General features: G+C 69.9%; 21 protein-coding genes. 10 read left to right on the forward strand and 11 right to left on the reverse strand.

What is annotated here, in order from left to right:
* The first annotated feature begins 87 nt into the window (after positions 1-87).
* The 7 genes from ACS5PM_RS03650 (at position 88) to tolA (ending at position 6,067) form a co-directional block, all read left to right on the forward strand.
* Positions 88-1,272, forward strand: a complete 1,185-nt coding sequence (locus ACS5PM_RS03650; RefSeq protein ID WP_439385508.1) for a pyridoxal phosphate-dependent aminotransferase — start codon at positions 88-90, stop codon at positions 1,270-1,272.
* Between the two features lie 76 nt (positions 1,273-1,348).
* Positions 1,349-2,935 carry a serine/threonine-protein kinase gene (locus tag ACS5PM_RS03655; RefSeq protein WP_439385510.1) on the forward strand — a complete coding sequence of 529 codons (1,587 nt, stop codon included), beginning with the start codon at positions 1,349-1,351 and terminating at the stop codon, positions 2,933-2,935.
* Positions 2,932-3,327 carry a TssQ family T6SS-associated lipoprotein gene (locus tag ACS5PM_RS03660; protein ID WP_439385512.1) on the forward strand — a complete coding sequence of 132 codons (396 nt, stop codon included), beginning with the start codon at positions 2,932-2,934 and terminating at the stop codon, positions 3,325-3,327. Before ACS5PM_RS03655 ends, ACS5PM_RS03660 begins: the two co-directional genes overlap by 4 nt.
* 265 nt (positions 3,328-3,592) lie before the next feature.
* The gene (gene ybgC, locus ACS5PM_RS03665) at positions 3,593-4,006 is read left to right on the forward strand and encodes a tol-pal system-associated acyl-CoA thioesterase (RefSeq protein ID WP_439385514.1); all 414 of its coding nucleotides are present in this window, start codon (positions 3,593-3,595) and stop codon (positions 4,004-4,006) included.
* The gene (gene tolQ / locus ACS5PM_RS03670) at positions 4,003-4,695 is read left to right on the forward strand and encodes a protein TolQ (RefSeq protein WP_439385516.1); all 693 of its coding nucleotides are present in this window, start codon (positions 4,003-4,005) and stop codon (positions 4,693-4,695) included. Before ybgC ends, tolQ begins: the two co-directional genes overlap by 4 nt.
* Before the next feature lie 18 nt (positions 4,696-4,713).
* A complete protein-coding gene (locus ACS5PM_RS03675) occupies positions 4,714-5,145 on the forward strand; it encodes an ExbD/TolR family protein (RefSeq protein WP_439385518.1) in 432 nt (143 codons plus the stop codon).
* A gap of 1 nt (position 5,146) precedes the next feature.
* The gene (gene tolA, locus ACS5PM_RS03680) at positions 5,147-6,067 is read left to right on the forward strand and encodes a cell envelope integrity protein TolA (RefSeq protein ID WP_439385520.1); all 921 of its coding nucleotides are present in this window, start codon (positions 5,147-5,149) and stop codon (positions 6,065-6,067) included.
* Here the strand turns inward: tolA and ACS5PM_RS03685 are convergent.
* The 4 genes from ACS5PM_RS03685 to ACS5PM_RS03700 are packed head-to-tail and all read right to left on the reverse strand — an operon-like array spanning position 6,042 to position 8,522.
* Positions 6,042-6,545, reverse strand: coding sequence for a DoxX family protein (locus tag ACS5PM_RS03685; protein WP_439385522.1), 504 nt, complete (start codon positions 6,543-6,545; stop codon positions 6,042-6,044). The two genes, tolA and ACS5PM_RS03685, sit on opposite strands and share 26 nt — an antisense overlap.
* 12 nt (positions 6,546-6,557) lie before the next feature.
* On the reverse strand, positions 6,558-7,373 hold the full coding sequence (locus ACS5PM_RS03690; protein ID WP_439385524.1) for an HvfC/BufC family peptide modification chaperone: 816 nt from the start codon (positions 7,371-7,373) through the stop codon (positions 6,558-6,560).
* Positions 7,370-8,206, reverse strand: coding sequence for an MbnB/TglH/ChrH family RiPP precursor modification enzyme (locus tag ACS5PM_RS03695; protein ID WP_439385526.1), 837 nt, complete (start codon positions 8,204-8,206; stop codon positions 7,370-7,372). The genes ACS5PM_RS03690 and ACS5PM_RS03695 overlap by 4 nt, the downstream gene beginning before the upstream one ends.
* Before the next feature lie 34 nt (positions 8,207-8,240).
* A complete protein-coding gene (locus tag ACS5PM_RS03700; protein WP_439385528.1) occupies positions 8,241-8,522 on the reverse strand; it encodes a BufA1 family periplasmic bufferin-type metallophore in 282 nt (93 codons plus the stop codon).
* Positions 8,523-8,625: 103 nt separating this feature from the next.
* On the opposite strand from ACS5PM_RS03700, the gene ACS5PM_RS03705 reads away from it, so the two are divergent.
* Together ACS5PM_RS03705 and ACS5PM_RS03710 are read left to right on the forward strand one after the other, a co-directional pair.
* Positions 8,626-9,207, forward strand: coding sequence for a sigma-70 family RNA polymerase sigma factor (locus ACS5PM_RS03705; RefSeq protein WP_439385531.1), 582 nt, complete (start codon positions 8,626-8,628; stop codon positions 9,205-9,207).
* The gene (locus ACS5PM_RS03710) at positions 9,204-9,413 is read left to right on the forward strand and encodes a zf-HC2 domain-containing protein (protein ID WP_439385533.1); all 210 of its coding nucleotides are present in this window, start codon (positions 9,204-9,206) and stop codon (positions 9,411-9,413) included. The genes ACS5PM_RS03705 and ACS5PM_RS03710 overlap by 4 nt, the downstream gene beginning before the upstream one ends.
* Here ACS5PM_RS03710 and pcp read toward each other — a convergent pair whose 3' ends face one another.
* The 5 genes from pcp to ACS5PM_RS03735 all read right to left on the reverse strand — a co-directional run bounded on the left by pcp (position 9,414) and on the right by ACS5PM_RS03735 (position 16,881).
* Positions 9,414-10,067, reverse strand: coding sequence for a pyroglutamyl-peptidase I (pcp, locus tag ACS5PM_RS03715; RefSeq protein WP_439385535.1), 654 nt, complete (start codon positions 10,065-10,067; stop codon positions 9,414-9,416).
* Positions 10,064-13,717 carry a hydantoinase B/oxoprolinase family protein gene (locus ACS5PM_RS03720; RefSeq protein WP_439385537.1) on the reverse strand — a complete coding sequence of 1,218 codons (3,654 nt, stop codon included), beginning with the start codon at positions 13,715-13,717 and terminating at the stop codon, positions 10,064-10,066. Before ACS5PM_RS03720 ends, pcp begins: the two co-directional genes overlap by 4 nt.
* A 32-nt stretch (positions 13,718-13,749) precedes the next feature.
* Positions 13,750-15,042 carry an MFS transporter gene (locus tag ACS5PM_RS03725; RefSeq protein WP_439385539.1) on the reverse strand — a complete coding sequence of 431 codons (1,293 nt, stop codon included), beginning with the start codon at positions 15,040-15,042 and terminating at the stop codon, positions 13,750-13,752.
* Between the two features lie 39 nt (positions 15,043-15,081).
* Complete coding sequence (locus ACS5PM_RS03730; protein ID WP_439385541.1) at positions 15,082-15,900, reverse strand: putative hydro-lyase; 819 nt, start codon at positions 15,898-15,900, stop codon at positions 15,082-15,084.
* 72 nt (positions 15,901-15,972) lie between these two features.
* Complete coding sequence (locus ACS5PM_RS03735) at positions 15,973-16,881, reverse strand: LysR family transcriptional regulator (protein WP_439385543.1); 909 nt, start codon at positions 16,879-16,881, stop codon at positions 15,973-15,975.
* A 132-nt stretch (positions 16,882-17,013) separates the two neighbouring features.
* On the opposite strand from ACS5PM_RS03735, the gene ACS5PM_RS03740 reads away from it, so the two are divergent.
* Positions 17,014-19,548, forward strand: a complete 2,535-nt coding sequence (locus ACS5PM_RS03740; protein ID WP_439385545.1) for a GspE/PulE family protein — start codon at positions 17,014-17,016, stop codon at positions 19,546-19,548.
* Between the two features lie 207 nt (positions 19,549-19,755).
* On the opposite strand, the gene ACS5PM_RS03745 is transcribed toward ACS5PM_RS03740, so the two are convergent.
* Both ACS5PM_RS03745 and ACS5PM_RS03750 read right to left on the reverse strand, forming a co-directional pair.
* Positions 19,756-21,033 carry a glycoside hydrolase family 18 protein gene (locus ACS5PM_RS03745; RefSeq protein ID WP_439385547.1) on the reverse strand — a complete coding sequence of 426 codons (1,278 nt, stop codon included), beginning with the start codon at positions 21,031-21,033 and terminating at the stop codon, positions 19,756-19,758.
* 102 nt (positions 21,034-21,135) lie between these two features.
* On the reverse strand, positions 21,136-21,342 hold the full coding sequence (locus ACS5PM_RS03750; protein ID WP_439385549.1) for a hypothetical protein: 207 nt from the start codon (positions 21,340-21,342) through the stop codon (positions 21,136-21,138).
* Positions 21,343-21,601: the final 259 nt, after the last annotated feature.

A 21,601-nucleotide genomic window follows, 5' to 3' on the forward strand; every position in this document is an offset into this window, starting at 1 on the left:
GCGGCGGGCCGAGCGAAGGGCCGCTCCCGGGCCGGCCCACCATCCCGTCGGCGAATCGTCCGGCGTACCCGATGGACGAGGGGCTCCATGAAGCTGGCCTCGCGGCTCGACCACATCGAGCCGTTCTACGTGATGGAGTTCGCCAAGGCGGCGGTCGAACTCGCCCGCTCGCCGGCCTGCGACCCGTCTCGAGGCGGGCGGCCGATGATCTTCCTCAACATCGGCGAGCCGGATTTCACCGCGCCGCCGGCGGTGCAGGCCGCTGCGGATGCTGCCATCGCCGCCGGTCGCAGCCAGTACACCGATGCCACCGGCCTGCCTGCCTTGCGCGAGCGCATCGCCCGCTGGTACGCCGACACGCAGGGCCTGGCCATCGATCCGGCCCGCATCATCGTCACCGCCGGCGCGTCGGCCGCACTGCAACTGGCCTGCCTCGCGCTCTTCGAGCCGGGCGACGAGGTGCTCATGCCGGATCCCTGCTATCCGTGCAACCGGCATTTCGTCGCCGCCACCGGAGCCACCGCGCGGCTGATTTCCGAAGGCCCCGAGTCACGCTTCCAGCTCAGTGCCGACAAGGTGGCCGCGCACTGGTCAGCCGCCGCGCGCGCCGTCCTGCTGGCATCGCCCTCCAACCCGACAGGCACCTCCATCGAACCGGAGGAACTGGCGCGCATCGTCGCCGCGGTTAGAGCGCGCGGCGGCACCACCATCGTCGACGAAATCTATCTCGGCCTCAGTTATGACGATCGCTTCGGCCATAGCGCGCTGCGCCTGGGCGACGACGTGATCTCGGTCAACAGCTTTTCCAAGTACTTCTCGATGACCGGCTGGCGGCTCGGCTGGCTGGTGGTGCCCCCGGCCCTGGTCGCCCCCATCGAGAAGCTGGCACAGAACCTGTACATCTGCGCCTCGACGATCGCGCAACACGCCGCGCTGGCGTGCTTCGAGCCGGAGTCGCTTGCCGAGTACGAGCGCAGGCGTGCTGCCTTCCGCGAACGGCGGGATTTCATCGTGCCGGAGCTGACCCGGCTCGGGCTGAAGGTTCCCGTGGTGCCCGACGGCGCCTTCTACGCCTGGGCCGACTGCAGTGCGTTCGACAACAGCAGTTGGGCCTTGTGCGAGCGCCTCATGCGCCAGGCCCATGTCGCGCTCACGCCGGGTCGCGACTTCGGGCCGGCGGCGGCCGAGCGCTACCTGCGGCTGTCGTTCGCCACCAGCTTGCCCCTGCTGCGCGAGGCGGTCGGACGCCTCGGCGCCGCGCTCAATGGGTGAGAAGCCGTTAACCACTGCGCTTGGACCCGACTTTTTCCGCGATCGGCCGCCGAGCGGCTTGGCTATGCTTGCGCCCATGCGTTGGAACCCGTTCCGGCGAGATCCGGTCGAGGACGCGACCAGCTCCGCCTTCGAAGCCACGGTGGCCGAGGATCTCGTGGCCGTGTCGGTCGTGCCCGAGTCTCCGGCGAACGGATCTGCGGGGACGGAAGTCGGCGCCACCACCTTGCCGGTGAAGCGTCCCGTCATCGGCCATGTGGGCCGCTATGCCTTGAAGGCGGTGCTCGGCGAAGGCGGGCTTGGCACCGTCTACGCCGCCTGGGATCCCCTGCTGTCGCGGGCGGTGGCGGTCAAGACGCTGCGCCTGCATGCCGACACCCAGGCGCTCGGGACGCTGGACGACCTGATCCTGAACGAGGCGCGCGCGGCCGCACGCCTGTCGCACCCCCACATCGTGACGGTGTTCGATGCCGGTCCGTCGGACCAGGGCATCTACATCGCGATGGAGCCACTGCGCGGGCGTGACCTGCGTCACATGCTGCATGAAGGCTGGAGGCCGTCGCCGATAGAAGCCGCGCAGATCGTGCGTCGCGTCGCCGACGCGCTGGCCTACGCGCACGGCAAGGGCGTGGTGCACTGCGACATCAAGCCGGCCAACATCTTCATGGTGGGCAAGCGCAGCCCCAAGGTGCTGGACTTCGGCATCGCGAGGATCGCCCACCGCGAGGCACCCTCGGTCGAGGGGCCGGTGGCGGGTTCACCGTACTACCTGGCGCCGGAGCAGCTGCGCGGCGAGGCTATCGACCGCCGATGCGACGTCTACTCCCTCGGCGTGGTCCTGTACGAGCTGCTGACCGGCCAGCGCCCTTTCACCGGGCAGACGCTGGAGCAGATCCACGACGCGGTGCTGAACGCGCCCACGCCACTGGCACGCCAGGCCAACCCGAAAGTGCCGGCCGCCCTGGCCGCCATCGTCGCTCGCGCCATGTCGCGCGAACCGTCGGACCGCTACCCGTCGGCGCGCCATCTGTCGGTGGAGTTGCGGCAGTGGCTGGAGCATCCGGAGGCCCGCGCGCTGGCCGAAAGCCCCGCCAAGGTCCGGCGCCGCAGGCTCACGCTGGTGGCCATCGGGGCCGGCGCAGCGGCACTGGCGGCGCTGGTGCAGATGGCCTGGCAGCCCTGGGCCGATCGTGAGGCGGCCGCCACTGCAGCGCCTGCCCAGGTGGCCACTGTGGAAGCTGCGCCGGTGGCATCGGCTCCGGTGGTCATCCCCGAGCCAACCCCTCCGGTCGAGGTGGCCATGACGCCGGAGACCCCCGCGAGCCAGGAGGTGGCTGTCGCCGCCGCTGCACCGCCCCCCCGGCCAGCCGCCCCCCCGAAGGAGCGCAAGCCCCGCGCCAGCACGCCGAACGTCGCCCCGACGTTCGCGGCCGAGCACGCGCCCAGCCTGCCGCCGGGCCTGGTGCAATTGGCTGTCAGCCCCTGGGGACAAGTCGAGGTCGACGGCGCCGTGGTCGGCATCGCACCGCCCTTGAACCGGCTCAGCCTGCCAGCAGGCTCACACACCATCACGATTCGCAACGGCGAGTTACCTCCTCTGGTGAGGGTGGTCGAGGTCTCTGCCGATCACCCCGTCACCATCAAGCACCGGTTCGAACAATGACGATCAACGCCCGATGGGCCCACGCGGCCGCCGTCACCTGGCTGGCCCTGCTCACCGGTTGCATGACGCCCAAGGCGCCCGGCAGCGTGAGCGACGCTTTCGACCGCCCGGCCGAGCGCAACCTGCTGCTGGGCCTGCGCGCCTACGACGAGGCCCAGTACCCCGAAGCCGAGCGCGCCCTCGGTGAAGCCCTGCGCCTGCAGCTCACCACCGCCCGCGACCGTGCCACCGCGCACAAGACCCTCGCCTTCATCTACTGCACCAGCGGCCGCAAGGCCGAGTGCGAAGCCGCCTTCCGCGCGGCCCGCACGGCGGACCCCGCCTTTGCCCTGAACAAGGCCGAAGCCGGCCACCCGGTCTGGGGCCCGGTGTACGAGGCCTCCAGGCATTGAATTAGGCCCCTACGCCGCCGCGTGCGGCGTCGGTCCCCCGAGGGGATCAGTCGCCTAGGGGGCGGCCCGTCGGCGACTGAATAGGCCCCTACGCCGCCGCGTGCGGCGTCGGTCCCCCGAGGGGATCAGTCGCCTAGGGGCGGCCCGTCGGCGACTGAGAGCCCCTACGCCGCCTGCGGCGTCGGTCCCCCGAGGGGATCAGTTGCCCAGGGGCGCCACCAGCGGCCGAGGCTTGCGAACCGTCGCGTATCATCGGCGGCTCGCCATGAGCCTGCCCCGCACTGCGCGCTTCACCCATCTGCTGCGCGTCTACTGGGAAGACACGGATGCCGGCGGCATCGTCTTCTACGCGAACTACCTGAAGTTCTTCGAACGTGCCCGCACCGAATGGCTGCGGCACGCCGGCCATGGGCAACAGGCCATGGTCGACAGGACCGGGACCATGTTCGTCGTCACCGACAGCCGCCTGCGCTACCTGAAGCCCGCCCGGCTGGACGACCAGCTGCAGGTCACCGTCGAGCCGGTCGAGATCGGCCGCGCCCGCATCCGCGTGAAGCAGCAGGCATGGTGCGGCGACTCGCTGCTGTGCGAAGGCGAGATCGCCATCGCCTGCGTGGACCGTGGAACCTTCCGCCCCTGTCGCATTCCGAACGACATCCTCGAAAGCATCACCGAATGAACCAGGACCTGTCCATCATCTCCCTCATCATGGGCGCCAGCTGGGTGGTCCAACTGGTGGTGGCCGGGCTGCTGCTGGTGTCGCTGGCCAGCTGGTCGGTCATCTTCGCCAAGCTCGCCGGGCTGGCCCGCGTGCGCGGCCGCAACGACCAGTTCGAGCAGGAGTTCTGGTCAGGCAAGAACCTGAACGACCTGTACCAGAGCGCCGGCACCAAGCTCGACAGCTCGCCGATGGAGCGCCTGTTCGCCAGCGGGATGCGCGAGTTCCTCAAGTTGCGTGAGCGCCGCCTGGATACGGGTGCGCAGCTCGACGGCGCCCGCCGCGCAATGCGCGCCAGCCTGCAGCGCGAGCTCGATGCGATCGAGGGCAACCTCGGATTTCTCGGCACCGTCGGCTCGGTCAGCCCTTACGTCGGCCTGTTCGGCACCGTGTGGGGGATCATGCATGCCTTCGTCGGCCTGTCGAACCTGCAGCAGGTGACGCTCGCGACTGTGGCACCGGGCATTGCCGAATCCCTGGTGGCCACGGCCATCGGCCTGTTCGCCGCCATCCCTGCGGTGATCGGCTACAACCGCTTCGCGCGCGACATCGACCGCATCGCGATCCAGCTCGAGAGCTTCACCGAAGAGTTCTCGAACATCCTGCAGCGCAACGTCGGGACGCCAGCCGCCGCGCCCTCGACGCGCTGACCCGAAGGAGACGGACCGATGCCAGGAGTGATCGCCCGCGGCGGGTCCTCACGAGGACGCCGCACCATGAACGAGATCAACATGGTCCCGTTCATCGACGTGATGCTGGTGCTGCTGATCATCTTCATGGTCACGTCGCCCCTGATCACCACCGGAGTGGTGGACCTGCCCACGGTGGGCCGCGCCAAGCAGCGCCCGCAGAGCGTGATCGAGATCGTCGTCGGGCTGGACGACAAGTTGAAGCTCAAGGTCGACAAGGGCGATGCGGCGGCCATCGCGCTGCCGCAGCTGGTGGCTCGCGTGCGCGAAGCGCAACGCGGCCAGGCCGACGTGCCGGTGGTGATCTCGGCCGATCGCCAGGTCAAGTACGAGAGCGTGGTCAAGGTGATGGACACCCTGCAGCGCGCGGGCGTGCAGCGGGTGGGCCTGTCGGTGAAGCAAGGAGCGTGAGTTGCACGCCGAATCGTCGTTCGACCCCCGGCATCCGCTGAAGTCGCTGACGATCCCGCGCGACGCCTTGCGCCCGCCCAGTGCCGACAACCGGCCCCTGGGCGCCGGCCTGTCGATGGCCGCGCATGCCTTGCTGATCATCGCCCTCGCGCTGGGCGTCCAGTGGCACACCGAGGAGCCCGAAGGCGTCACGGCAGAGCTCTGGTCGGCCGTGCCCGAGATCGCTGCACCGCGCCCCGAGCCGCAGCCGGAGCCCACCGTGGCGCCGCCCCCTCCCCCGCCTCCCACGACCACGCCGCAACCCACGGCGGCGGAGCGCGATGCCGAGATCGCGATCGAGAAGGCCCGCCAGCAAAAGCTCGAGAAGGAGCGCCAGGAGGCCCTGGACCAGAAGGCCCGCGAGAAGCGCCAGCGCGAAGAGAAAGAGCGCAAGGAGCAGGCGCAGAAAGAGGCCGAGAAGGAACAGCAAGCCAAGGAAAAGGCCGAGGCGAAGCAACGCGAGCTCGACAAGCAGGAGCAGGCCCGCAAGGACCAGGCCGCCGCGGCCGCCCGCGAGAAGGCCCGGCAAGACCAGCTCAAGCGCATGAACGAGCAGCTCGCCGGCACCGGCGAACCCGGCAGCACCGGCACCGCCGCCCGTGATGCCGGCCCATCGGCGAGTTATGCCGGCCGGATCATCGGCCGGGTGCGGCCGAACATCAGCTTCCCCTTCGAGCTGGAAGGCAACCCGACGACCGAAGTGCGGATCATCGTGCTTCCCGACGGCACCATCACCAAGTCGGTCCTGGTCAAGTCGAGCGGCGTTCCGGCTTGGGACGAGGCCGTGCTGAAGGCCATCGACAAGACGGCCGTGCTGCCACGAGACGAAAACGGGCGAGTCCCCTCGCCGATGCTGCTCAGCTTCCCGCACCACCCGCGGTGACCGGCACGGCCCGCCGCGCCGGCGCCATGCCGAGGAAGCCCGGCGCCACGAATCGATCGAGCGACCACTTGCCCGGCCCCCAGAGGATCAACCCGGCCAGCAGGCTGCCCCAGAACACGTGCTGCTGCAGCGCTGCGTCGGCGATGTCGGTCAGGCTGATCGCGGCCACGATGTTGAGCACGAACAGGCCCATCGCGCTGAATCGGCCGGCCAGGCCCAAGGCCAGAAGCACAGGCAGCACCAGCTCGCCCGCCGTGCCAGCGAAGGCCGCCACCTCGGGCGGCAACAGCGGCACGTGGTATTCGTCCGCGAACAGCGCCAGCGTCGTGTCCCAGTCGCGGGTCTTGGTCAGGCCCGAGAGGAAGAAGACGCGGGCGATGTAAAGCCGCGCGGCGAGCTGCGCCAGCGGCTGCAGGGCTTCGAGCCAGCCGACCGCGCGCAGCCAGGCGCGCGCCAGCACAGGAGGCGCTGTGAACATGGGATCTCTCCTTCAGGTGGGAATGGGAACGGCGCCGGCGAATCCGGCCAGCCAGCCTTCGCGCAGGGCGCGCGTCAACCAGTGTTCGAAACTGAAATCAGGATGCTTGCCCAGCGTGCAGGACAAGGCCGGGCCCAGGGCCTCGCCGCCCAGCAGGCGGCGATGGAATTCGTGCTCGCCGGTGGACAGCGCGGCCACATCGACCCGGTGACCGCGCCGCCATATCCAGGCGATGTCACCTTCGCGCGCCACCAGCGCGGCACGCACTTCCGTCAGGTCGGGCTCGACGTCTTGCTTCGTCTGGTGCGCTCGCCAGAGGCGCAGCACCGGCCAGGCCGACTCGACAGGCGCGCTGCCCGCGGTGAAGCGCACCTGCAAAGTGTCGGGATCACCGGCCAGCGGCTGCAGGTCCGGCGAGGCATCGGAGGGATCCGCCGCCATCTGCGCTCGATGGACTAGCCATTCGAGCCGCGCCACGTCCGGCAGGTAGGGCAACTCGGCGAAGGCCTCTATGCCCGCCAGCCACTCGGCCAGGCCGGCACCGAACCAGGCGAGGTCGCCCTTGACCGGCGGATCGATGCGCCACAGGTCCCTCGCCAGCGCCGCCATCGCCTCGTCGCCGATGAGCTGAGCGAGCACCGGGTAGGCGGCCGCCAGCGACCGCTCGGCCACGGCCTGAGCGTTGGCACGGTAGGCCTGCAAGCCGGCCAGGGGCTCTGCGGAGCGCCCTCGCAAGCCTTGCGAACGTGGGGGCAGATCTTGGGACTGCACGGCACGCAAGGCCGCGAGCAGGGCTTGCTGCCGCGCTGCTTCGTCCACGCGGCTCATGGCAACCACTCCTCGGCGCGCCGGGCTTCCGCCAGCAGCACGTCCAGCTTGGGCAGCTCGGTGTCCCACTCGATGAGAGTAGGCGTGCGACCCAGGCGGGCCACGGCGTGGCGGAACACCTGCCACACCGGCGGATGGACCGCAGAACCATGGTCGTCGATGACCAGCGGGCCGCTGTCGTCGTAGCCGGCCAGATGGATCTCGCCGACGATGGAGGGATCGAGGGCATCGACCCAGGCGCAGGCGTCGGCCACCGGGTCAGCCACGCCGCGATTGAGACTGTTCACGACCAGGTTGTTGACGTCCAGCAGCAGGCCGCAGCCGCTGCGACGCGCCAGCCGGTTGAAGAACTCGGGCTCGGCGAGGTGGTCGTCCTCCCAGGCCAGGTAGGCGGAAATGTTCTCGACCAGCAGCGGGCGCTTCAGCCTCTCCTGCACCTGCTGGACGTGCTCCACCATCAGGTCGAGCGACGCCTCGGTGAAGGCGATGGGCAGCAGGTCGATGCCATGGACCGGCTCGGCACGCCCGGGCATCGCGACGCGAGCGAAGCTGGCGTGGTCTGACACCCGCACCGGCTCCATGCGATCGACCAGGGCCGCCAGCCTGTCCAGATGCCACGGGTCCAGCCCCGCGGCGGAGCCGAGGGCCAGGCCGACGCCGTGCAGGCTCAGCTCGTAGTGGCGGCGCGCCTCGTCCAGCAACCGCAGGGCCGCGCCACCCTCGCCGAAGAAGTTCTCGGAGTGGACTTCGATGAAGCCCAGCACCGGCCGGCGCTCCAGCAGCTCGCGGTAGTGAGGCTGGCGCCAGCCGATGCCGGTGGCGTGAAGGTCCATGGAAGGCGCTCCTGCGGCGGCTCGAGTGCCCGGCTTACTTCTTGGTCTTGGCCTTGGCTTCTTCCGCCGTCATCCCGTTCAGGCCCTTGCAGGTGCCCTTGGCGACGTACTTCCACTCGTTGGCGTCCATGTCGGTCTTGGACTGGCCGGCGCAGGAGTGGCTGCCGCTGAGGTTGGCGCAATCGTTCTGGCCGGCCTTGACGATGCCGTAGCACTTCTCCTTGCCGTTGTCCGCGGCGTGGGCGCCGGCACTGGCGAGGCCCAGGGCGAGGACGCTGGCGAGGGCGGAGGCGACGATCTGGCGAGGCTGGTTCATGGCAATGGTCTCCTTGGAAAGTTGAAGATCGGGACAGGCATCGGTCGACCGGCGCGGGAGTTCCTTACACTGCCGGCCAACCTATCCATCACAGGCGCCCCCAATGACGGATTTTGCGCAGCAGGTCGAGGCCTTGCGACCCCAGTTGTTGCGATACGCGCGCAGCCAGCTTCGCAACGACGCCTGGGCCGAGGACGCCGTGTCCGACACCCTGCTGGCCGCGCTGGAGCGGCCCCAGGCCTTCGCCGGCGGTTCGGCACTGAAGACCTGGCTCGTCGGCATTCTCAAGCACAAGCTGATCGACCAGCTGCGCCGCCAGTCCCGCGAGGCGACGGTGCTCGACCGCGAAGACGCAGAGGACCTGGACGCCCTGATGTTCGACGAGACCGGCCACTGGCGCGAAACACCGGTCGACTGGGCCGACCAGCCCGAGGCGCTGTGCGGCCAGCGCCAGTTCCTGAGCGTCCTGGACGCCTGCGTCGAGAAGCTGCCCGCCACCCAGGGCCGCGTCTTCATGATGCGCGAATGGCTGGAGCTGGAGACCGACGAGATCTGCAAGGAACTGGCCATCACCACGACCAACCTGTGGGTGCTGTTGCACCGTGCCCGGCTGCGCCTGCGCGATTGCCTTCAGGTGAGCTGGTTCGACAAGCATGGGGCGGGCGGCGCCGGGGGTGTGGCATGAGCTGGAAGATCGACTGCCGGGAGGCGACCCACCTGGTGCTCCAGGGTGAAGACCAGCCGCTGTCGTGGGCCGACCGCCTGCGCCTGCGCATGCACCTGGCCATCTGCGTGGCCTGCCCGCGCTTCGTGCGCCAGGTCGCATTGATGCGCCAGGCGATCGGCGGCTGGCGCGCCTACAAGGACGGCGACGAAGACCCGCCCGGTTGATCAGGCCACCTGCCCTTCGGCCTGGTGAGCGTCGTCGCCGCGGTGTCTCGCGGCCACGCGAAGGGCGAGGCGAACCCCATCGATCATCGTCGACAGCGGCATCGAAGGCAGGCCCGGCTGGCGCACCGCCTGCTCCGGCAGCAAGGGCAGGTGCATGAAGCCGCCGCGCACACCGGCACGGCCCTGCACCGCGTGCATGAGTGCGTAGAAGACGTGGTTGCAGACGAAGGTGCCGGCGGTCTGCGAGATGGACGCCGGCAGGCCGGCTTCGCGCAGGCCGGCCACCATCGCCTTGATCGGCAGCGTGGCGAAGAAGGCCGCCGGGCCGCCCTCCACCACCGGCACGTCTACAGGCTGCGCGCCGGCGTTGTCGGCGATGCGGGCATCGTCGATGTTGATGGCGATGCGCTCGATCGAAAAGTCCGCGCGCCCCGCGGCCTGGCCCAGGGCCAGCACCCATTGCGGCCGGAGCTCGTCCAGCAGCTGGCGCAGGCGCGCAGCGGCATCTCCGAAGCAGCACGGCAACCGGCTCGCCACGACCACGGCCTCGCCGAATCGCTCGCCCTCCAGGGCCCGCGCCACCTCCCAGCTGGGATTGATCGATTCGCCGCCGAAGGGCTCGAAGCCGGTGAGCAGGAAGGTCGGTGGGCTCATCGAGCCTCTCCGTAGCCGCCACCGCCTGGCGTCTCGACGACGAAGACATCTCCGACGCCCATCTGCACCGAGGCGATGTGCGGCAGGGGCTCGACGTGCCCGTCGGCCCGCTCGACGCGGTTCGCTCCCAATGCGCCAGGCTGCCCACCTGCCATGCCGAAAGCCGGGTGCACGCGCCCGTTGCTGAGGATGGACGCCGTCATCGGTGCGAGGAACCGTACGCGGCGCGTGCCCCCATCGCCGCCGCGCCAGCGCCCGGCACCGCCCGAGCCGGCGCGGATCTTGTAGCCCTCGAGCCGCACCGGGAAGCGGAACTCCAGCACCTCCGGATCGGTGAGGTAGGAGTTGGTCATGTGCGTCTGCACCACCGCCGTCCCGTCGAAGCCCGGGCCTGCGCCCGAGCCCCCCGAGATCGTTTCGTAGTACTGGTGCTTCGCGTCGCCGAAGGTGAAGTTGTTCATCGTGCAGGGGCCCGAGGCCATCACGCCCAGCGCGCCGTAGAGCGCATTGGTCACGCACTGCGAGGTCTCGACGTTGCCCGCCACGACCGCAGCCGGCGAGCGGGGGTTCAGCAGCGAGCCTTCGGGCACGATCACCTTCAACGGCTTCAGGCAGCCGGCGTTGAGCGGGATGTCGTCGTCCACCAGGGTGCGGAAGACGTACAGCACGGCCGCCATGGTGACCGACTTGGGCGCGTTGAAGTTGTTGTCGGCCTGCGGGCTGGTGCCGCTGAAGTCGATCGTCGCTCCGCGGGCGGCCGCATCCACGGTGACCTTCACCCGGATCTGCGCGCCGTTGTCCAGCGGCAGCGTGAACTGGCCGTCCTTCAAGGCGGTGATGACGCGGCGCACCGATTCTTCGGCGTTGGCCTGCACGTGGCCCATGTAGGCGGCCACCGTCTCGCGGCCGAACTGGGCCACCATCGCGCGCAGCTCCTGCACGCCCTTCTCGTTGGCGGCGATCTGCGCGCGGAGGTCGGCCAACGTCTGCGCCGGGTTGCGAGCCGGGTACGGGCCGGAGGCGAGCAGGTCGAGGAACTGCGCCTCCCTCAGGCGGCCGTCGCGCACGAGCAGGAAGTTGTCGATCAGCACGCCCTCCTCCTCGATGCGCCGCGACATCGGCGGCATCGAGCCGGGCGTCAGGCCTCCGATGTCGGCGTGGTGGCCGCGGCTGGCCACGTAGAACGAAGGCTTCGGGTCGGCCTCGTCGAGGTACACGGGTGTCACCACCGTCACGTCCGGCAGGTGCGTGCCGCCGTGGTACGGGTCATTCAACACGTACACGTCGCCGCGCCGCATCTCCGGGTTGCCGGCGATCACGGTCTGGATCGATTCGCTCATCGAGCCCAGATGCACCGGCATGTGCGGCGCGTTGGCGATGAGCTGGCCGGCAGCATCGAACAGCGCGCAGGAGAAATCCAGCCGCTCCTTGATGTTGACCGACACGGCCGTGTTCTGCAGGCGCAGGCCCATCTGCTCGGCGATGTTCATGAACAGGTTGTTGAACACCTCCAGCATCACCGGATCCACCTGCGTGCCGATCGCATGGCGCACCTGCCGGGCCTGGACGCGCTCCAGCTCCAGCGGGCCTCCTTCGGTCAGGCGGGCCTGCCAGCCGATCTCGACCACGGTGGTGGCATTGGCCTCGGCGATGATGGCCGGGCCGGCGATGGTCGCGCCCGGCTGGAGCTCATCCCGGAGGTACAGGCCGGCGCTGTGCCAGCTGCCGTGGCCCTGCGCATCCTCGGTGTACATGCGCACCGCCTGCACGGGTGGCGGGCGATGCGGCTCGGCTGCCGCGAGGCCGCTGGTCGACAGCCGCTCGTCGCTGGCGCCGGTGGCCTCCACCGACACGGCCTCGATGACGAGTGCCCGTCCCTCCATCAGGAAGGCAAAGCGCTGCCGGTAGGACGCCTCGAAGTCGGCTTGCATGCCGGCGAGCGCGACCACGGGCTCGCCGTCGCCGGTTGGCAGGTCCACGCGCAGCGCGGTGTCCGTGCCCTCGTAGCGCAGCAGCAGGCCGATGCGGGTGGCGATGCGCTCGTCGTCCAGCCCCTGGCCGCGCAGTTCGGCTTGCGCCTGCCCGGCCAGCGCCGCCGACCGTTCGCGAGCCGCGGCCAGGCCGGCCGGATCGAAAGCCTGCTCGACGGACGCCTCGCGCATCGCGATCTGGTCGGCCAGGCCCATGCCGTAGGCCGAGAGCACGCCGGCCAGCGGGTGCACCAGGATGCGCGTCATGCCCAGCGCATCGGCGACCAGGCAGGCATGCTGGCCGCCGGCGCCGCCGAAGCACTGCAGGGTGTAGCGGGTGACGTCGTAGCCGCGGGCCACCGAGATGCGCTTGATCGCACCGGCCATGTTGGCGACGGCGATCTTCAACGCGCCGCCGGCAACCTCTTCGGCGCTGATCGTCCGGCCGCTCGCTTCGCTCATCTGCGTGGCCACTTCGGCGAATCGGCGCTCCACCGCATCGCGGTCGAGCGGCTGGTCGCCGGCCGGCCCGAAGACCTTGGGGAACCAGCGCGGCTGGATCTTGCCGAGCATCACGTTCGCATCCGTGGTGGCCAATGGCCCGCCGCGCCGGTAGCTGGCCGGGCCCGGGTTCGCACCCGCCGATTCCGGCCCCACCCGCAGGCGGGCGCCGTCGAAGCGGATCACCGAGCCGCCGCCGGCGGCGACCGTGTGGATGCTCATCATCGGAGCCCGCACCCGCACGCCGGCGACCTGCGTGTCGAAGGCGCGCTCGAACTCCCCGGCGAAGTGCGACACGTCGGTCGAGGTGCCGCCCATGTCGAAGCCGATCACCTTGTCGTGCCCCGCGGCCTGGGCCGTTCGCACCATGCCGACGATGCCGCCGGCCGGCCCGGAAAGGATGGCATCCTTGCCCTGGAAGCGACCGGCCTCGGTGAGGCCCCCGGAACTCTGCATGAAGTACAGCGGCACCCCCGGCATCTCGCGCGCCACCTGCTCGACGTAGCGGCGCAGGATGGGCGAGAGATAGGCATCGACCACCGTGGTGTCGCCGCGGGCCACCAGCTTCATCAGCGGGCTCACCTCGTGCGAGACGCTCACCTGCGTGAAGCCCGCCGCGCGCGCCAGGCGCGCTGCGGCCTGCTCGTGCGCCGGGTAGCGGTAGCCGTGCATGAAGACGATGGCGCAGGCGCGGATGCCGGCGGCATGCGCTCCGGCCAGCGCGGCAGCCAGCGCCTGCTCGTCGAGGGGCTGCACCACCTCCCCCTGCGCGCCGACGCGTTCGTTCGCCTCGATCACTTGCTCGTACAGCAGCTCGGGCAGCACGATGTGGCGATCGAAAAGCCTGGGCCGGGCCTGGTAGGCGATGCGCAACGCATCCCGGAAGCCGCGGCTGGTGACCAGCAGCGTGCGGTCGCCCTTGCGCTCGAGCAAGGCATTGGTGGCGACCGTGGTGCCCATCTTCACGCATTCCACGCGATCCGGCGTGATGGGTTCGCCGGGCGCCAGCTGCAGCAGGCGTCGGATGCCCTCGATGGCGGCGTCGCGGTAAGCCTCGGGGTTCTCGCTCAGCAGCTTGGCGGTGGCCAGCGTGCCGTCGGGCCGGCGCGCGACGATGTCGGTGAAGGTGCCGCCGCGGTCGATCCAGAACTGCCAGCGCGAGGTCGACGATGCATTCATGAAGAGAGTCCAGTCGAAGGAAGGAGAAGGCTTCAGTTCTGGCGCAGGTCGCGGCCGCGGGTCTCGGGCAGCACGAACGCGGCGATCACCACCAGGGCATAGGCGGTACCGGCACACAGGCCGATGGCAGTGGCGAGCGAGAAATGCATCTTGTCGCTGAGCAGGCCGACCAGGGCGGGGAAGGTCGAGCCTATGCCTCGCCCGAAGTTGTAGCAGAAGCCCTGTCCCGATCCGCGGATCTCGTTCGGGAAGAGCTCGGCCAGGAAGGCGCCTGCGCCGCTGAAGATGCCCGACATGAAGAAGCCCAGCGGGAAGCCCAGCAGCAGCATGGTCGAGTCGGTGATCGGCAGCAGGGTGTAGGCCACGACGAGCGAACCTGCGGCCAGGGCGAAGAGCATGAAGGCGGCGCGCCGCCCCAGCCGGTCCGACAGCCACGCCCCGGTGAGGTAGCCGGTGAACGCGCCGACGATGAACATCGCCTGGTAGCCGCCGCTGCCGAGCACCGTCAGGTGGCGCTCGTTCTTCAGGAAGGTCGGCAGCCAGACGCTGATGGCGTAGTAGCCGCCCTGCATGCCGGTGAACATCAGGCTGGCCAGCACGGTGCGACCCAGGATGCGCGGCTTGAAGATGTCCATGAAGTGGCCGCCGCGACGCCCGGCCTTCACCTCGCGGCGCGTCTGCAGGTAGACCTCGGGGTCCTTGATCGAGCGGCGGATGAACAGGACCAGCACCGCCGGCACCAGGCCCAGCATGAACATCACGCGCCAAGACGTCTCCGGTGGCAGCCACGAGAACAGCGCCACCGAGACGAGCACCGCCGCGCCCCAGCCGATCGCCCAGCTGCTCTGCACCAGCCCGACCGCCTTGCCGCGGTGCTCGGCCCGGATCGCCTCGGCGATCAGCACCGAGCCGACCGCCCATTCGCCGCCGAAGCCCAGGCCCTGCAGGGCGCGGGCCAGCATCAGCTGCCCGGGTGTCTGCGCCAGGCCGCAGGCGAAGGTGAAGACCGCGAAGACGAGGATGGTCAGCTGCAGGATGCGGACCCGGCCGTATCGATCGGCCAGGATGCCGGCCAGCCAGCCGCCGAGCGCCGACGACACGAGCGTCGCGGTGCCGATGAGGCCGACCTCGGTCTTGCTGATGCCCCACAGGCTCAGCAGGATGGGTGTCACCAGCGGCAGCGTGTAGTAGTCGAAGGAGTCGACGGCATAGCCGCCGAAGGACGCCGCCAGCGTGCGCCGCTCGCCGCGGTCCAGCTGGCCGAGCCAGGAGGCGGGCCGCGCAGGTTCAGTCCCCGGGGCAGCAGCGGTGGTGGTGTGGTTCATGCCTTGTCTCCTTGGTTGTCGGTCTGCTGCCGGCGGCTGTCAATCCGCCAGCTGGTGGTTCAGCAGGTCGGTGATCAGCATCGCGCCGGGCGCGTGGGTGATGCAGAACTCGGGCCGCGCGGCGGCCAGCGCCGCCTGGGGGGTGACGCCACAGGCCCAGAACACCGGGACCTCGTCGTCCCGCACTTCCACCGGGTCGCCGTAGTCCGGGCGCCCCAGGTCGGCAAGCCCCAAGGCCGCCGGATCGCCGATGTGCACCGGGGCACCGTGCACGCGGGGATAGCGGGCGGTGATGCGCGCGGCGCGCTCGGCGTCGGCCGGCTTCAGCGGCCGCATGGACACGACCATCGGCCCCGCGAAGCGGCCGGCCGGCACGGTGAGCCGGTTGCTCCGGTACATCGCCACGTTCAGGCCCTGCGACACGTGGCGCAGCGGCACGCCGTCGTCGAGCAGGGCCTGCTCGAAGGAGAAGGAGCAGCCGATCACGAAGGTGACCAGGTCGTCGCGCCACAGCGCCTGGATGTCCGTCGGCTCGGCCACCAGCTCGCCGTGGCGCCAGACGCGATAGCGCGGCACGTCGTGGCGGATGTCGATGCCCTCGCCCAGGGCGGGCAGCGCGGGGTCGCCTGGTTGCGAGACCGCCAGCAGCGGGCAGGCTTGCGGGTTGGCCTCGCAATAGTCGCGGAACTCCGCTGCCCAGGCCTGCGGAAGGATCACCACGTTGCCCTGCACGTGGGGGCCCGCCAGCCCGCTCGTGTGACCGTCGATGCGGCCCTCGCGGATGGCGGCGCGTGCCCGTGCCGCGTCGATCGCCGCGTCGTGGGCCGCCTCGCCTCTTGCCGTGTCCGCCTGGCTCATCTGCGCACCTCTTGTCTGGAGATGGGCGCATTGTGTTGGCCTGCCCGGCCGAGGCGCCAACGAGAAATTTCTCTATGACTTCATCGATTTCTTCGATGGCACAGGCTGCACCGCCTTGAAGCCGAGCAATGCATCCACCACCGTGCGGGTGAGGGCCGAGCCGGGATCGTCGCGGTAGCTCAGGAAGATCGGCAGCGGCGGCATCTCGGCCTCGGCCGGCAGCACCCGCAGCGACTGCCGCTCGGCCAGCCGCCGCACCACGGCCACCGGCAGGGTCGCGATGCCCAGCCCGCCTTCCACCAGCCCCGCCATCGCGGAGACCGAAGAGATTGCGTGCACCCGCGGCCTCGCGTGGCCCGACTGGCGCATCAGGTCGATCAGCGCCACGTGCGGCTGCGAGCCGCGCTGGAAGGTCAGCAGCTCCAGCGCCGCCAGGTCATCGAGCGAGTAGCGGCGCTTGCGGTGCAGGCCGGCGTGTCCGACGAAGCACATCGGCATGGGCGGCAGGGCCTGCTGCCGCAAGCCTTCGCCCGAGGCCGGCAGGGCCGCCAGGGCGAGGTCCAGCCGGCCGCGCCGCATCTGCTCGACGAGCACCGGCGTCGTCTCCACCGTCAGCTCCAGCTCCAGCCCCGGCTGGGCCGCGCGCATCTCGCGCACCCAGTCGATCAGCCAGGAATGCAGCACCGACTCGATCGCGCCGATGCGCAGGCTGAAGGCCGATTCGCCGCTGCGCCCCATCTCGTCGCGGATCTCGCGCTGCAGCGAAAGCAGGCGCTCGGCCATCACCAGGAAGCGGCTGCCGGCGGCCGTGAGGCGTACCTGCTTGTCCCTGCGGTCCAGCAACTGCACGCCGAGTTCGTCCTCCAGCGACGCGATGCGGCTGGACATGGCCGACTGGGTGATGAACAGCTTCTCGGCGGCGCGCGAGACGCTCTTGAGCGTGGCCACCCAGTAGAAGGCCTCGACGAAACGCAGGTTCATGCGCGGATTGTGTCGGCCGCCCGCCGCGGCGGCGAATTGGGCCGGACTCGATGGTCTTTTCCGGGCGCCGCAACGGCGGCGCTTGCCTAGCATCGGGACCGGGCCGGTCTGCGGCCGAAAGATCCAACGGCCATGTCCGACCTGTCAACGCAACTGTCCCTGGTGCCCATCGAGCTGGACGCCCTCGCCCCGCGCCGCGCGCCCGAGCCGGCCGCGCCGTCGTTCGCCTGGCCGACCCCGCCCTATGCGGTCTATCCGCAGGCCATCCCGACGATCGAGCAGGAGCCCTGCGAGGTGCTCGGGCTGAACGGGCACGCCATGGCTGCGCGGCTCGTCAGCATGGACCTCGCCCAAGGCGTGGCGCAGGTGCAGCTGCCGCCTGCCCGAGCCACCGTGCCGCTGCGGCTGTCGCAGTTCCGCAGCCTGACGTTGACCACCCCCTTGAAGCCGGCCGTCAGCGCGATCACCGGCGCGCCGGGCCAGTTGCTCGACTTCCATCCCCGCGCCGACTACACCGTGCACCTCATCGGTGGCGGTGTCATCCAGGGCCAGACCGTGGGCCACGTGGAGGTGGCGCAGGGCGTGTTCCTCTTCCCGCCAGTGGGCGAACAAGGCGCGGTGCTGCGGATGTTCTGCCCTCGCACCGCTTATGACTCGATAGACATCGGCCCGAAGGTCGGCGAGCAGTTGCTGGCCGATGACACGGCCTCGCCGGCGCAGATCCAGGCGGCGCTGTCGGAGCAGTCCCGGCTGCGCGAGCAGCGCATCGGCGACATGCTGATGAGCCACAAGGTCGTCACGCTGGAGCAGATGACCCAGGCACTGGAGGCCCAGTCCCGCATGCCCATGGTTCGCGTCGGCGAAGCCTTGATCGGCCTGGGATTCGTGACCCCCGGACAGCTCGAGGACGCCCTGGCCGAGCAGCGCCGCGATCGCTCGATACCGCTCGGCGAGCTGCTGGTGCGCAGCGGGGCGGTGAAGCGGGAGGACCTGCGCACCGCGCTGGCCCGCAAGATGGGCTATCCCATCGTCGACGTCGACAGCTATCCGATCCAGGCCGAGGCCGTGCGCAGGGTGCCATTGGCCGCGGCCAAGCGCCTGGGCCTGCTGCCGCTGCAGTTGCTGCCCGGTCGGCTGGTGGTGGCGATCGAGGATCCTTCGCGGCGCGACGTGCTGGACGAAGCCGAGTTCATCGCCCAGTGCAAGGTGGTCCCGGTGCTGCCCGAGGGCGACCATCTCACCCGCAGCCTGCTGCAGGTCTACCAGAAGCACGGCTTCGACGACGGCACCGCCGGCGGCCTGATCGATTCGCTCGGGGCGATCAACTTCGACGAAGGCGGCACCGACAAGCTGCTGGCCGCGCTGGAGGAATCCAAGGACCAGGGCACGGGGCACGCGGAAGACGAATCGCCGATCGAGCAGAGCGACAACTCGCTGGTGCGACTGATCAACACCATGATCGTCGAGGCTCATTCCCAGGGTGTCTCGGACATCCACGTCGAGACGCAGCCCGGCCGCGAGAAGCTGCGCATCCGCTTTCGCCGCGACGGCGTGCTCAAGCCCTATCTGGAGTTGCCGCACACCTACCGCGCCGCCTTCATCGCGCGGCTGAAGATCATGTGCGACCTCGACATCTCCGAGCGCCGCCGGCCGCAGGACGGCAAGATCACCTTCAACCGCTTCGTCGCCAACTGCCCCATAGAGCTGCGCGTGGCGACCATTCCCACCGCCAATGGGCTGGAGGACGCGGTGCTGCGCATCCTGGCCTCGGCCCGGCCGATTCCGGTGGACCAGTTGGGCATGTCGCCGGCCAATCTCTCGGCGCTCAAGTCGGCCGTGCAACGCCCCTACGGCATGGTGCTCTGCGTGGGCCCCACCGGCTCCGGCAAGACGACGACCCTGCACTCGGCCCTGAACTTCATCAACACGCCCGACCGCAAGATCTGGACGGCCGAGGACCCGGTGGAAATCACCCAGCCCGGGCTGCGGCAGGTGCAGGTCAACCCGAAGATCGACTGGACCTTCGCCAAGGCACTGCGCGCCTTCCTGCGGGCCGATCCGGACGTGATCATGGTGGGCGAGATCCGCGACCACGAGACGGCGCAGATCGCCGTCGAATCCTCGCTCACCGGCCACCTGGTGCTGTCGACCCTGCACACCAACAGCGCCGCCGAGACCATCACCCGCCTGCTCGACATGGGCATGGATCCGTTCAACTTCGCCGACTCGCTGCTGGCCGTCCTGGCCCAGCGCCTGGTGCGCCGGCTGTGCCCGCACTGCCGCGAGAAGCGCCCGGCCCACGAGGACGAAGTGGACGAGTGGCTGCACGACTACCGCCACGCCTGGCTGGACGCGGACGCGGCGCCGTCCACCGACGCGCTGCTGGCCGACTGGGCGGAGCGCTACGGCGTGGAAGGCCGCCTGCAGGCCTGGCGTTCACCGGGCTGCCCCAAGTGCGACCACAGCGGCCTGCGCGGGCGCGCCGGCCTGCACGAGATGCTGGTGGTCTCGCGCGAGCTGCGGCGCCTCATCCAGACCGGCGCTCGCGCCGAGCAGATCCAGCGTCAGGCCATGGCCGAGGGCATGCGCACCTTGCGACAGGACGGCCTGGAGAAGATGCTCGCCGGCGTGACCACCATCGAGGAAGTCCGCGCCACTAGTAACTGAGGCCCCCACGCCCCCTTCCGGGGGCTGCCCCCCGAGGGGGCTCGCGCAGCGGACCGGCAGAGCCGAGGAACGAGGCCCCCACGCCCCCTCCGGAGGCTGCCCCCCGAGGGGGCTCGCGCAGCGGACCGGCAAAGCCGGATCCGCGCACGTCCTGGAAGGAGCTGACCCTGCGGAGCGCCGAGCTCAGAAGACGAGAGGCGCTCCGGCCTACGGTGTGTAGGGAAGGTTGCCCAGGCCGAGGTTCATGGCGTTGAGGAGGTCGCCGTTGTCCTGCGAGAGCTCCCACGCGAACACGCCGGCCAGTCCCTGGTCGCGAGCGAAGCGGCCCTTGAGCCACACGCCGCGCGGGTCGTCGTAGCCGAGGTAGAGGTGGTTCTTCGGGTGCCATAGCGCCCAGGATCCGGCGGCGGGATCGGTCACCAATTGATAGCCCGCGCGGGCGTTGCCCTGTGCATCGAGGTAGCGCGTCGCGATCTCCCTGTAGGGCACCGAGCCGTCGGCGCCTGCATACACGCCATCACGCTTGACGCCATTGAAGCCCGCCCCCTTGGCGGGTGGCACCACGCCGGTGAAGCCACGGCCGTACATGGCCACGCCAGCGACCAGCTTGGCGGCCGGCACGCCGGCGTCGAGCATTGTCTTCACCCCGCCAGCCAGGCTGCTGTCCCGGCCGTCGCCCCGCTCCCGGAGCGCGCTGTGGTGGCCGGCCTGCGCCGTCCAGGGGCCGAAGTAGTCGTAGGTCATCAGGAAGACCAGGTCGAGCGACTTCGCGGCCTCGCGGTAGTTGATCTTCGACACCAGCGCGGCGTTGGTGTTGATGGCACTGGTCACCAGGTACGGGCGTCCCGTCTCGGCCGACAACGCATCCAGCGTCTTGCGCAGGGTGCGCATCAGATCCGCATAGCCCTGCCCGTCGGCCGGGGTGCCCAGCGCAACGCCGTTGGCGCTGCCGTTGCTGGTGGGGTGCTCCCAGTCGATGTCGACCCCATCGAAGGCCGGATGCCGGCGCAGGAACTCGGCCACCGAGGCCGCAAAGCGCTCGCGGCGCGCCGGTTCGTTGGCCAGGTGGAAGAAGGGATCGGAGCCGCCCCAGCCCCCCACGGAGGCGAGTACCTTGACGTGCGGCGCGCGCTTCTTGAGGCGCGCAAAGGCCTCGTCGAAGCTCGCATCGATGGGACGCTCGGCCAGCTGGTGCTCCGACTTGCCGGCGCAGGCCGGCGCATCCTTGTCCTGCTGGCCCGGCCCGCAGATGCGCAGGAACGCGTAAAGCAAGTGGGTGACGCTGCCGCCCGGCAGTCCGTCCACCAGAGCCACCGGTTGCCAGCTGGGCACGTAGACGCCGACCACCTTGTCGCTGCTGCGCTCGAAGTCGTGGGGGCGGCCGGTGAACAGCGCGGACGAAGGCGGGGGCTCGGCCGCGGCCACGCCCAGACTGAGGATCATGCCGGCGGCCCACGCCGCGAAAGAGCCACCCGACCGACGCATCATCCGCTCCTGGAACTTCGATGAGACCAGTATATAACCAGTCAAATACCAGTCCATCTCAGGCAGGATGCGACGCACAGGGCGCCGCGACGGCAAGAACCGTCAGGCGGACTTCTTCCTGACCATGCCGATCGCCATCATCGCGATCGCCAGGCCGCCGAGGGCGCCCGAGACCCCACCGACCGTGCGCATGAGCTCGACCGGGTCGGTCGACCTGGGTGCCATCGACAGCATGACGATGAAGAACGCCACGGCGAACAGAAGCAGTCCCAGGCCTGCGAAGACGACTCTCTTGTTGGTGTGCCGCATGAGCAACTCCAGGTGGTTGGCGAATGCAGGCAGTGTCGGTAGACGGCGTTCCAGCCCCGTTTCGCGAGCCAGCGCGCAGCGTTTCGTTTGTTGCCGCGGCGTTATTGCGCGGCCGGCGTGAGTCGACGCCTTCGCGGCGCGCTTCGCTGCTGTGTCGTTTGGGCGGCGTGTGCTGGCCTACCGAAAACCACCCGACGGCTCCCGACCGCTTCGCCAGCGCCATTGCCCGGCTTGCGCACCCAGAGGGCGAGGGCCTCGT

This window comes from Ideonella flava (genome assembly GCF_051857595.1).
Classification (GTDB): Bacteria; Pseudomonadota; Gammaproteobacteria; order Burkholderiales; family Burkholderiaceae_C; genus Ideonella.